This window comes from Sphingomonas sp. LM7, from assembly GCF_002002925.1.
Taxonomy (GTDB): Bacteria; Pseudomonadota; Alphaproteobacteria; order Sphingomonadales; family Sphingomonadaceae; genus Sphingomonas.
In genome coordinates this window covers 772572-784634 of sequence record NZ_CP019511.1, presented here as the reverse complement: position 1 = coordinate 784634, position 12063 = coordinate 772572, and the positions used below count along the sequence as shown (strand labels likewise).

At 65.5% G+C, this 12063-nt stretch carries 7 protein-coding genes; 3 read left to right on the top strand and 4 right to left on the bottom strand.

What is annotated here, in order from left to right; translation table 11 throughout:
- Positions 1-2 precede the first annotated feature (2 nt).
- Together BXU08_RS03600 and BXU08_RS03595 are read right to left on the bottom strand one after the other, a co-directional pair.
- Positions 3-3185, bottom strand: a complete 3183-nt coding sequence (locus BXU08_RS03600; RefSeq protein ID WP_077508841.1) for an efflux RND transporter permease subunit — start codon at positions 3183-3185, stop codon at positions 3-5.
- A gap of 6 nt (positions 3186-3191) precedes the next feature.
- Positions 3192-4373, bottom strand: a complete 1182-nt coding sequence (locus tag BXU08_RS03595; protein WP_077508840.1) for an efflux RND transporter periplasmic adaptor subunit — start codon at positions 4371-4373, stop codon at positions 3192-3194.
- A 107-nt stretch (positions 4374-4480) separates the two neighbouring features.
- Here BXU08_RS03595 and BXU08_RS03590 point away from each other — a divergent pair, with 107 nt between their 5' ends.
- The 3 genes from BXU08_RS03590 to BXU08_RS03580 all read left to right on the top strand — a co-directional run bounded on the left by BXU08_RS03590 (position 4481) and on the right by BXU08_RS03580 (position 7367).
- Positions 4481-5086 carry a TetR/AcrR family transcriptional regulator gene (locus BXU08_RS03590; protein ID WP_077508839.1) on the top strand — a complete coding sequence of 202 codons (606 nt, stop codon included), beginning with the start codon at positions 4481-4483 and terminating at the stop codon, positions 5084-5086.
- 41 nt (positions 5087-5127) lie between these two features.
- A complete protein-coding gene (locus tag BXU08_RS03585) occupies positions 5128-5748 on the top strand; it encodes a TetR/AcrR family transcriptional regulator (RefSeq protein ID WP_376787770.1) in 621 nt (206 codons plus the stop codon).
- A 410-nt stretch (positions 5749-6158) separates the two neighbouring features.
- On the top strand, positions 6159-7367 hold the full coding sequence (locus BXU08_RS03580; RefSeq protein WP_077508837.1) for a serine hydrolase: 1209 nt from the start codon (positions 6159-6161) through the stop codon (positions 7365-7367).
- Positions 7368-7376: 9 nt separating this feature from the next.
- Here BXU08_RS03580 and BXU08_RS03575 read toward each other — a convergent pair whose 3' ends face one another.
- Both BXU08_RS03575 and BXU08_RS03570 read right to left on the bottom strand, forming a co-directional pair.
- On the bottom strand, positions 7377-9845 hold the full coding sequence (locus BXU08_RS03575) for a glycosyl hydrolase family 28-related protein (protein ID WP_077508836.1): 2469 nt from the start codon (positions 9843-9845) through the stop codon (positions 7377-7379).
- 468 nt (positions 9846-10313) lie between these two features.
- Positions 10314-11858, bottom strand: a complete 1545-nt coding sequence (locus tag BXU08_RS03570) for an amidohydrolase family protein (RefSeq protein ID WP_077508835.1) — start codon at positions 11856-11858, stop codon at positions 10314-10316.
- Positions 11859-12063: the final 205 nt, after the last annotated feature.

Below are 12063 nucleotides of genomic sequence, written 5' to 3'. Positions count from 1 at the left end.
TATCAGGCTCCGTGCGGCGTGGGGCCGCCATCCGGGAAGTGGGTTTCGTCGGCAGGGGCGACCGGCTTGGTGCCCTGGCCGTGGCCGAACAATCGGCTCACGACGACGAAGAACATCGGCACGAAGAAGATCGCGAGCACGGTGGCCGAGAACATGCCCCCCACCACCGCGCGGCCGATCGCGTTCTGGCCGCCGGCACCCGCGCCGGTGGAGATCGCCAGCGGCATTACGCCGAAGATGAACGCGAGGCTCGTCATCAGGATCGGACGGAGGCGTAGCCGTGCCGCTTCGACCGCCGCGTCGAAGGCGTGCATCCCCTCGCGCACGCGCTCCTCGGCGAACTCGACGATCAGGATCGCGTTCTTGGCCGCGACGCCGATCGTGGTGATCAGGCCCACCTGCAAGTAGATGTCGTTGTTGAGCCCGGTGAAGCGGGCGGCGAGCAGCGCGCCAAGCACGCCGAGCGGCACCACCAGCAGCACCGCGATCGGCACCGACCAGCTTTCGTAGAGCGCGGCGAGGCAGAGGAACACGATCAGCAGCGACAGCGCATAGAGCGAAGGCGCCTGACCACCCGACAGCCGTTCCTCGTAGGAGAGGCCGGTCCATTCGAGTGACGTGCCCGGCGGCAGCTTGGCGTGGATCTCCGCCATCGCCGCCATCGCGTCGCCGGTGCTCACGCCGGGTGCCGGCGCGCCCTGGAGCTGCATCGCCGACTGGCCGTTGTAGCGCGTGAGCTGCACCGGCGCCTTGACCCAGCTGATCGTCGAAAAGGCCGAGAACGGCGCCATCGCGCCATTGGCGCCGCGGACGTAGAAGTTGGCGAGGTCGTCAGGCGAGCTGCGATAGCCTTCGTCGGCCTGGAGATAGACGCGCTTGACGCGGCCGCGATCGATGAAGTCGTTGACGTACGCACTGCCCCAGGCGCTCGAGATCGCATTGTTGATCGTCGCGATGTCGAGCCCCAATGCGGCGGCCTTGTCCTGATCGATATCGATCTTGAGCTGCGGCGCGTCCTCAAGGCTGAGCGGCCGCACCTGCGCAACGCGCTTTTCCTGCATCGCCATGCCGAGCATCATGTTGCGCGTCTGGAGCAGCTTTTCCGGCCCCGCATTGGCGCTATCGACCAGCCACAGGTCGAAGCCGGTGGCGTTGCCGAGTTCCTGCACCGCCGGCGGCACCAGCGCGAAGATCATCGCATCCTTATATTGGCTGAATGGCCCCATCGCGCGCGCGGCGATCGCCTGTGCCTTCTGCTCGGCGTCGCCGCGGTCGCCCCACGGCTTGAGATTGATGAAGGCGAGGCCGGCATTCTGGCCCTGACCGGCGAACGAGAAGCCGCTGATCGTGAACACGCCGGCGACGCTGTCCTTCTCGGCCTGGAGGAAGTGATCGCGGACCACTGCCAGTGCCTTCTCGGTGCGCGGCAATGCGGCACCTGCCGGACCCTGGGTCAGCGCGATCACCGTGCCCTGGTCTTCTTCGGGCAGGAATCCCGCGGGCAGCCGGACGAACACGATCGCCATCACGGCGACGATCAGCAGATAAACCAGGCCCGAGCGCTTCCAGCTGCGCGAGACGCGCTTGACCCCGCCCTGATATTTGTCGGTGCCGCGGTCGAACTTGTCGTTGAACCAGCGGAAGAAGCGCGCGAGCGGCCGGGTGCCTTCGTGCTTGGTAGGATCGTGCGGCTTGAGGATCGTCGCGCAGAGTGCGGGCGTCAGGATCAAAGCGACCAGCACCGAGAGCACCATCGCCGAGACGATCGTGATCGAGAACTGGCGATAGATCACGCCGGTCGATCCGCCGAAGAACGCCATCGGCAGGAACACCGCCGAGAGCACCAGCCCGATGCCGATCAGCGCGCCGCTGATCTCGTCCATCGATTTGCGCGCCGCTTCCTTGGGGCTCAGTCCCTCGGTCTGGATCAGGCGTTCGACATTCTCGACGACGACGATCGCGTCGTCGACGAGCAGGCCGATCGCCAGCACCATGCCGAACAAGGTGAGCGTGTTGATCGAATAGCCTGCCACCGCCATCACCGCGAAGGTGCCGAGGAGCACCACCGGCACCGCGATCGTCGGGATCAGCGTCGCGCGCCAGTTCTGCAGGAACAGGAACATGACGAGGAAGACGAGCACCACCGCCTCGATCAGCGTGTGGATCACCTGCTCGACCGACAGGCGGACGAACGGCGTCGAATCGTACGGGTAGATGACCTTGACGTCGGCGGGCAGCGTCTTCGCGATCTCGCTCACCCGTGCCTTGACCGCATCGACGGTGTCGAGCGCGTTTGCGCCGGCTGCGAGGCGCACGCCGAAGCCCGAGGCCGGCTTGCCGTTATACTTGACGTCGAAGCCATAGGTCTCCGCGCCGAGCTCGACCCGAGCGACATCGCGCAGCCGCACGATCGCGCCGCTGGCGGCGGTCTTCAGGCGGATATTGCCGAACTGCTCGGGCGTCTGCAGCCGCGACTGGACCGAGACGGTGGCGTTGAGTTCCTGCTCCTTGGACGCGGGCAGCGCGCCGATCTGGCCGGCGGAGACCTGGGCGTTCTGTGCCTGCACCGCAGTGGTGACGTCCGAGATCGCGAGGCCGTAATTCTGCAGCTTGATCGGATCGAGCCAGATGCGCATCGCATATTGGCCGCCGAACACCATCAGCTCGCCGACGCCGTTGACGCGGCTGACCGGGTCCTGAAGCCGCGACACGACCATGTCGGACAGATCGACGTTCGAGTGCGAGCCGTCCTCCGAATAGAGGCCGACGATCACCAGGAAGCTGGCTGCGGACTTGGCGACCTGTACGCCCTGGCGCTGGACTTCCTGCGGCAGCAGCGAGGTCGCCGCCGCCAGCTTGTTCTGCACCTGGACCTGGGCGATGTCCGGATCGGTGCCCTGCTCGAACGTGAGCGTGATGCCTACCGTGCCCGCCGACGAGGACGAGGACGAGAAATAGCGAAGGTTGTCGATGCCCTTGAGCTGCTGCTCGATGATCTGCGTGGTGGTGCGTTCGAGCGTCTCGGCATCGGCGCCGGGATAATTTGCGCTCACCGTGACGGTCGGCGGAGCGATCTCCGGAAACTGCGCGATCGGCAGCGAGCGGATCGCGAGCAGCCCCGCGAGCATCAGGATGATGGCGATGACCCATGCGAAGATGGGCCGGTCGATGAAATAGCGGGCCATGACGGGTTACTGCGCCTTCGGTGCGGCGACGGCCTGCTGGGCAGGGGCCGCGGGCTTGTCCGCCTGATAGGGCTCGCCCTTCACCGGGGTGCCCGGCTGGAGGTTCTGCGCACCTTCGATCACGACCTTGTCGCCGGGCTTGAGCCCGCTGGTGACCAGCCAGTTGGTGCCGATCGTCCGCGGCGCGGCGATCACCCGCGGCTGGAGCTTGCCATCCGCGCCGATGACCAGCGCCGTTGCCTCACCCTTCTCGTTGCGCGAGACCGCGCGCTGCGGCACCAGCATGCCACGCGCCTGCGTCCCCTGGATCATCTCGGCACGCGCGAACATGCCGGGCAGCAGCAAACCGTTGGGATTGGCGAAGACCGCGCGGATCACCTGGCTGCCGGTCGCCGGATCGACCGTCACATCGGTGAACTTGAGCGTACCCTCCTGCGGGTAGGTCGAGCCGTTCTCGAGCTTTAGCCGCACCCGCGCAGCGCCGCTGCCGCGCGTCACGTCGCCCTGCATCATCTGCTGGCGCAGGTTGAGCACTTCGGCGCTCGACTGCTGGATATCGACATAGATCGGGTCGAGCCGCTGGATCGTCGCCAGCGGATCGGACTGCGACGCCGAGACCAGCGCGCCGGTGGTGAAGGTCGAACGCCCGATCCGGCCCGAGATCGGCGCGCGGACCGTGGTGCGGTCGAGATCGATCTGCGCGGCGCGCAGCGCGGCTTCCTGCGCCGCGACGTCGGCGCGGGCCTGTTGTGCGCCCGCGGTGGCGTTCTCGGCATCCTGGCGCGAGATCGCGTTGATACGGACGAGTTCGTCGTAGCGGCGCGCCAGCGACGCCGTCGAGCCGATCGTGGCGCGGGCACGCGCCAGCGCCGCGCGGGCGCTGGCAACCTGCGCCTGATACGGCCCAGGATCGACTCGATAGAGCGGCTGGCCGGCGCGGACCATGTCGCCTTCCTCGAACAGCCGTGCCTGGATGATGCCATTGACCTGCGGGCGCACGTCCGACGTCTCATAGGCGCTAGTGCGGCCCGGAAGCTCGGTACTCAGCGTCACCGGCTCCTCGCGCACGGTGATGTAGCCGACCGTCGCCGGCCCCGCTGCCGCCGCCTGCTGCGCGGCATCCCCGCCACCACTGCCGCAGCCCGAGAGAATCAGTGCTACACCAAGCGCCGACAGCAGTTTTTTCATGAAATCACCGGGGAAATATTGACTGTGAGTGAGCGTTCACACACATATGGAGGGCGGGCTTATATGAAGGCGATCTCAGCTTGGCAACCCCGGGAGAAGTACCGCAGATGAATGACGAACCACCGCGGCCGAACCGCGCAGAAATGCGCCGCGAACATCTTCTCGAAACCGCGCGCACGCTGTTCATCGAGCAGGGATTTCACCAGACCGGCGTCGCCCAGATCGCTACCGCGTCGGGCATCAAGGTCGGCCAGATCTATCGCGACTTCCAGAGCAAGGAGGACATCATCGCCTCGATCTGCGAGCGCGACGTCGCCGACTGGCTCGAAGAGGACGTGCTCGCTGCCGCAGTCAGGACGGGGGATATTCCAGCGGTGCGCGAATGGCTCGATCGCTTCCTGCGCAGCGACGAGCCGGTCGAGGATGGCCGGCTGATGAGCGAGATCGTCGCCGAATCGGGCCGCAGCGCGCGGATCGCCGAGCTCAACCGCACGGTCGACCGCAAGGTCCGCGACAGCCTGTCCGCCGCGCTCACTGCCATATCGCCGCGCGCCGAAGATTCGGGTGAGCGGACCGCGCTCGTTGATTTCATCCTCGCGCTTGGGCTGGGGATCATGATGCGGCGCACCTTCGATCCCAATCTGAGGACCGAGCCGCTGTTCGCCTATGTCTCCGCCATCGTTGATCGGCGCATCGAGGCGCTTTCGGCCTAGCCGATGCGCACAGGGCTTCACTCACAAATCAGAGAAAGACCGTGAAGAAGATCGTCCTTTGTCCCGCCCGGATGGGTCGCCCGCGCGCGTTCGACACCGATCGCGCGCTCGAAGCGGCGATGCGGGTGTTCTGGACCAAGGGCTATGAAGGCACGACGCTCACCGACCTGACCGACGCCACCGGCGTGTCGCGGCCCAGCCTCTATTCGGCGTTCGGCAACAAGGAAGCGCTCTTCAAGATGGCGCTCGATCGCTATGTGCGCGAGAAGCTCGACTTCATCGACCGTGCGATCGAGGCGCCGACGGCACGGGGTGTGGCGAAAGCCCTGCTCCACGGGATGCTCGCCATGCAGGCGAGCGACAGCGATCCCAAGGGGTGCATGGGCGTCATCAATTCGGTCGCGTGCGGAGCCGAGGCCGAGACGATCCGGGCGGACGTGCTGGCGCGGGCGCTGGTAATCCGGAACGCGCTGATCGCCCGTTTCGAGCAAGCGCGCGAGGAAGGTGACTTGCCCCTGGACACCAATCCGGTCGCCCTCACGGCGTTCCTGATCGCGATCCTGCAGGGCACGGCGCTTCAGGCCGGAGCAGGCGCCTCGTATCAGGAACTCGAATCGTTGGTCGCCGGCAGTCTGGCGTTGTGGCCGGGGACGCCAGCGTAAAGGTCAGACGGCCCGGCTCAATGGACGGGCGACGGCTGGTGACCGACCGGCAAGTGATGCATCACTGCATATATGTCGCGCCGGTCCACGGCCTGGCCACACATCGGGCACAGTTCGAAATGGGCCAGCTCGGACTTGCGCGACGCTGCCGCTTCTCGCTTCCGGCTGACGCTCATGGGGTCTTGTACGTTTGCGTAAATCACCGGGCTCGCCTCCGCGTTAGCATCTTATTCACCATTATAGGGGATAGTCCGGGTTTGGCGTTCCGGACGCTGTAATTTTCCCGAATGGCATTGCGAACGCCTCTAATGCAGGCGGCTTTTACGCACCCCGCGTTCGCCCCAATCCGGTTGCGCAGACGATGCGCCTCCCCCAAGATCGGCACCTGATTCCTCAAGAACGAGGTTGCCATGTCCCGTCGGCTCGCTGCCTGGCTCCTGCTGGCGGCATTGCAGATCGCCAGTCCCGCCGCAGCCGGTGAACGCGCGTTCGACAAGTCGCTGACCGATTTTCGCTCGCTTCACCGCGCCGAAACCGAACGGGCCGGCATCGTCGGCAGCAGCTTCTACGTCGTTCGCGACGGCCGCGTCGCCGCGGCAGACCATCACGGGCTGCAGGACGCGGATTCGGGCGTCCCTGTGGATGCGCAGACCATCTATCATTGGGCGTCGATCACCAAGACGATGACCGGGATCGCCATCCTCCAGCTGCGCGATCGCGGCCTGCTAACGCTCGACGATCCGATCGTCCGCTTAGTGCCCGAGCTTGCGGCGGTGCATAATCCCTTCGGCGACACCGGCGCGATCACGCTGCGCCAGCTGATGAGCCACAGCGCCGGCTTCGGCGGCGGAACGTGGCGCTGGCGCGACCGCGACTGGCAACCCTTCGAACCCCGGAGCTGGGCACAGCTCGCCGCGATGCTGCCCTATACCGACGTGCAGTTCCGCCCCGGCAGCCGCTTCAGCTATTCCAATCCGGGCATCGTCTATCTCGGCCAGGTGATCGAGCGCCTCACTGGCGAGGATTTCGAAGTCTATATCGACAAGAACATCCTCAAGCCGCTCGGCATGCACGCCAGCTATTTCGACCGCACCCCGCCGCACCTGCTGCGGCACCGGTCGCACAGCTATTACATCCGCGATGGCAAGCGCGTCGCGGCCCCGTTCGACGTCGATACCGGCGTGACCGTATCCAATGGCGGGCTTAATGCACCGCTGCCCGACATGGCGCGATATGCGGCCTTCCTGCTCGGCGATGCGAAGCGCCGGGCGGAATACGACGTCGTCCTAAAGCGCGCCTCGCTCGAAGAAATGTGGGTGCCGCAGATCGCGGCGGGCGAGGATTTCACTCAGGGCCGGATGGCGCCGACGACGTGGAGCGGCCTCTCCTTCTTCGTCGACCGCAGCGACGGGATCCGCATCATCGGCCACAATGGCGACCAGAACGGTTTTCGCGCCTATCTGAGCCTGTGCCCCGACCAGCATCTCGGTACGCTGCTCGCGTTCAACACCGAGACGCGCGGCGTGGCGAACGATCCGTCCAACCGGACGACAGCGGAATCGCGCATCGCGCTCGCCACCGACGGGCTATGCAAGGCGCTGGCCCCGTCAACGGGCTGACAACGCGGACTAGATAAGGAAGAAGTCGGTGTGGGTCAGCGACAATCCGGCGCTCAGGGTGGCGAACTGGATCGCGGCGCTCGCGCCGTTGCCGTCGGCATCGTAGAACAGCCCGCCCGACTTCGGATCGTAGAGAATGCGTTGGTCTGCGTGGGTGGCGACGGCTCCCAGGCCGAAGGCGCTCGGCGCCAGATCGGCATCGGCCAGCGCGGCGAATATCTTGCGGTCCAGCGCGATCCTGTCTTCGCCGGCCACGAAATCCACCACCAGATCGATATTGTCGGGCCCGAGCGCGGTGCTGAACACGAAGGTGTCCGGGCCGCCCATGCCACGCAGCGTGTCGCTGCCCGCGCCGCCGTCGAGGCTGTTCGCGCCGGCATTGCCGATCAGCTTGTTGTTGAGATTGTTGCCGGTCAGGTCGATCGCATCGCGCAACGCCGCGTTGGCCGTTCCGAGCACTTCGATCGAAGCGTCGGCCGCAAGCGCGAATGATTCCCACGCATAGACCGAATCGAACCCCTCGCCATCCAGTTCGATGACCTGATCGCCGCCGGTGACGTAATAGCTGTCGTCGCCCTCGCCGCCCTGCATCAGGTCGCGTCCGGCACCGCCGTCGAGGATGTCGTTGCCGGCCAGGCCGAGCAGCGTGTCGTCGCCGGCGCCGCCATAGAGCTGGTTTGCGCCGCTATTGCCGATCACCCGGTTGTTGAGTTCGTTGCCGACCAGGCGCAGCGCGTCGGTCAGCCGCCAGTCTGCCGTCGCGATCACCTCGACATGCGACCCCGCCTCCAGCGAGAAGCTGGAACGCACATAGACCGTGTCGAAGCCCTCGCCTTCGCGCTCGCGCGCCACGTCGAGAATATCGTCGACATAATAGCTGTCGTCGCCCTCGCCGCCCAGCATCACGTCCCCGCCCGCACCGCCATCCAGGATATCGTCGCCGGCCATGCCGATCAGGCTGTCATTGCCGGCGCCGCCATAGAGCTGGTTGGCGCCGCTGTTGCCGACCAGCTTGTTGTTGAGCTCGTTGCCGTCCAGCCGCAGCGGGTCGGTCAGCCGCCAATCGATCGTTCCGAGCACCTCGATATGCGAGCCCGCGTCCAGGGCGAAGCTGGAACGCGCATATATCGTATCGAAGCCGTCGCCCGCCCGCTCGAAGACCAGTTCGTCGCTGCCGACATAATAGACATCATCGCCCGCGCCGCCCTGCAGCACGTCCCGTCCGGTGCCGCCGTCGAGGATATCATTGCCGGCCAGCCCGACAAGGACGTCGTTGCCGGCACCCCCGACAAGCTTTTCGCTCGCATCGGAACCGAGAATGAATTGGTCGAGAATGCCTTCCCCTAGAAGCGGGGGCGACCCGAAATAACCGTCCGCGACCAGCAAGGTGTCGGCGCTGACCTCGGGCGATCCGGAAACCGCATATACTAGTCCCGGCGGCCCCCAGGCTTCGATCCTGCCGCCGTCCCAGACGATGCCATCGCCGAAGACGTTGATGCCGTAGGAAGCGGCGAGCGACCACGGGCTCGAGATGCCGAGTGCATCGCTGTGGGAAATGACGATTTCGCTGGCGGTGCCGTCGGAGGAATAGCCGAACTCGGCGCCGATGACGGCACCTTGGAAATAGGAATCGTCGATCGTACCGCTGACGCCACCCAGCCTGGCGCCCGCATTCGAAGCCGAAACGAAACTGGATCCGGAGATCACCAGACCGATCACCGGGTTGAACCCGGCCGCGGTAATCCCCGGGGAGGTCCCCACCTCCACCGTACAATCGATGATCGATATGTTCTCGAGCGCGGCGAGACTGGTGACGAGCCCGAAGCCACCGCTCGCCGCACCGATCGAGCTACAATCCTGGAAAAGGATGTTCTTCGATCCGGCCAGCGGGTGGAAGCTGTACTCGACCCAGATGTCGCCATCGCCATCGCGGGCATGGCAATTGGTAAGGGTGATGCCGTCGCCCATCATCTGTTCGAAGGCGACATTGGCGTTGAAGCTCCAGCAATCCGTATAGGTGCCGCTGGCGTAGACGGCATCGGGATTGCCGAACTGGAATGCGCCGACATCGCCTTGCGCGAACTGGCCATATCCGGTCGCATTATAGGTATTGACGCCGGAGACGGTAAATCCGGTGGCCTGATCCATGTAGCATGCGTTGAGGCGCGCGCCATCGACCAGCAGCTTGTTGGCATCGATGCTGAGATTGGAAACGGTGACTCCGACCGCGCCGGTCTCCGACGCGACCACGCCGAACGATCCCGCGTCGCGGGCGAATTCGGGCAGCGCCTGGATCATGGTGGCGCTCGCGCCCTCACCCGTCAGCGTCTTGTTCGATGGGACGAGGATCGAAGAAGCCGCGTAGAACGTGCCCGGCCCCAGAACGACACTGGTCACATCCGGATCTGCGAGCGCCGCGTTGATCCGCGCGCTGTCGTCCGTACCCGACGGATCCGCTTCGATGTAGATAGTGGTCAACGCCGAACTCCACGCATGCCCTCAATGCACGGGAGGGCTGCGCAACCGCACCATTGATGCAGTTGCACTTCTACAAGACAGACGGCCAAACACCGTCGCGAACAATGACGTCAGGCCCGATGCCTGAAAGACATTCCGAAGACGCGCATGCCTTTCGTGTCTCGACCTAACAAGATCGAAATACCTTCCAGGCCGGCCAAGCCAACTAATGGTCAACCTTTATTTGGTGTCCGTGGAATTCACGCGCAGCGATCTTTATTATTATTATAGATACGACCTGCGCTGGCCATTCGAACCAGAAGCGAACCCAAACCGCGTCGGACCTACGGGGCATGGCACGCCTCGCATTCCAACGAGTATCTTCGAATATATGAAATAAGACAAACATGTTTCTCGATTATTTCACGTTCGAAAGGATTTTCGTCGGGCGTGCGATGGCGTCAGCGCGCTCCTTTCGTACGAGGAAATCTACCGGGCGCGGAGCAGACGACCGGCGCCACCGGCCCGCGCGCCGCTTTCGAAGGCGAGCCGGCCGTTCACCATCACCAGGTCGAATCCCTCGGCTTTCGCGAACGGATCGACATAGGTCGAGCGCGCCTTGACCCTTGCAGGGTCGAAGAGGATGCAATCGGCCTTTGCACCGACCCGGATCACGCCTCGGTCGGCAAGGCGCAGGATGCCCGCGGGGAAGCCGGTGGCCTTCCGGACCGCCTCCTCGATCGGCAGCTTCCTGTCGCGCACGACATATTCCTCGATCCACTTGGCATAGGTGCCGGTCGCGCGCGGATGCCGCATGCCGGGGCCGCCATCGGTCGAGATCGCGACGTGCGGATCCAGGATCATCAGGTCCTGCAGCGCCTTGTCCATCGTGAAGTGGGCGCCAGACGCCGCCACGGGGCCCAGCTTGATCAGGAAATCGGGATAGGCGAGTCCGGCCTCTGCCGCCGCCTGGGCGAGGGTCTTGCCTGCCCAGGGCGCCGTGCCGAGCAGCAGCGCCTCGGGGCCGCCGCGGCGCGTCATCCGCTTCTCGAGATGTTCGCGCAACGCCGGCCGGCGTGCCGCGACGACCGCGGCATAGTCGGTCGGCGGCAACGCCCATTCGGGGAAAAGCAGCGCAATACCGGTATAGCCGGCGGTATAGGGATATTCGTCTGATGTGAGTGCGATGCCCTGGCGGCGCTTGGCGGCGAGGAAGTCGAGCAGTGCCCGCGCCCGCGCCTCGCCTTTGCCGAACACGACCTTCAGGTGCGAGATATGCGGCCGCGCGGGGAGCGACGAAGCGATCAGCTCGTCGATCGACGCTTCGATCTCCTCGTCATTCTCCGAGCGCATATGGCTCATCACCACGCCGTCGTGGCGGCTGACGACGCGGCCGAGATTGGCCAGCTCGGGCGTCTGCGAATAGATGCCGGGGACGTATTCGAGGCCATAGGACAGGCCAAAGGCGCCCGCGCGCAATTCGGCTTCGAGCTGCGCCGCCATCCGCGCCAGCCCGGCCTCGTCGGGACGCCGGACAGCGTCGGGCACCCTGACTGCGCGCCGCAGCGTGCCGTGGCTCGACAGTGCCGCGACGTTGACGTCGATATGCGCGCGATCGACTGCGGCCATCCAGCTTCGCAGGTCGAGATCCTTGCCGATCCGCGGCCCGTCGCCATCCTGGCCGAGGACGATCGTGGTGACGCCCATCGCGAGGAAACTCTCGTACGAGTCCTCCAGCGGATCGCCATGACTGTGCGTGTCGATGAAGCCCGGCGCGAGAACGCGTCCTTCCCCCGCGACGACGCGCGTGGCCGAGACCCGCGTGCGCGCGGCAGGCGCTCCGATCCGCGCGATCCGCTCGCCGGCAACCAGCACGTCGGCAAGCCGCGGCGGCGCGCCGGTGCCGTCGACCAGCAGCACTTCGCGGAACAGGGTCGAAGCCTCGGCCGATGCCGCGCGCGCCGGCCAGTTCGCCAGCCCGCCCGCCGCCACGGCCCCGCCGATCAGCTGACGCCGTGTAACACGCTGCGACATGACCCTTCCCCCGCACCCCTGCCCGAAGCCACCGCTATGCCGGAAGGGCCAAGGCAGGGCAATTAGGTCGCCCCCGCCGATGCCGGCCAAGTTGTTCTGCCCCGGATCCTCACTGTCGGAGCACAATCGAAGCTCTCGTAAATACACTTAAGGTTAATGCCGCCGCCCCTTAGAAAAGCTGCCAATACCTCTCAAAATGGGCATT

Bases quoted from the DNA above. Each gene is read 5' to 3' on its own strand.
- BXU08_RS03600 (WP_077508841.1), bottom strand. From the start codon at position 3,185: ATGGCCCGCTATTTCATCGACCGGCCCATCTTCGCATGGGTCATCGCC.
- BXU08_RS03595 (WP_077508840.1), bottom strand. From the start codon at position 4,373: ATGAAAAAACTGCTGTCGGCGCTTGGTGTAGCACTGATTCTCTCGGGC.
- BXU08_RS03590 (WP_077508839.1), top strand. From the start codon at position 4,481: ATGAATGACGAACCACCGCGGCCGAACCGCGCAGAAATGCGCCGCGAA.
- BXU08_RS03580 (WP_077508837.1), top strand. From the start codon at position 6,159: ATGTCCCGTCGGCTCGCTGCCTGGCTCCTGCTGGCGGCATTGCAGATC.
- BXU08_RS03570 (WP_077508835.1), bottom strand. From the start codon at position 11,858: ATGTCGCAGCGTGTTACACGGCGTCAGCTGATCGGCGGGGCCGTGGCG.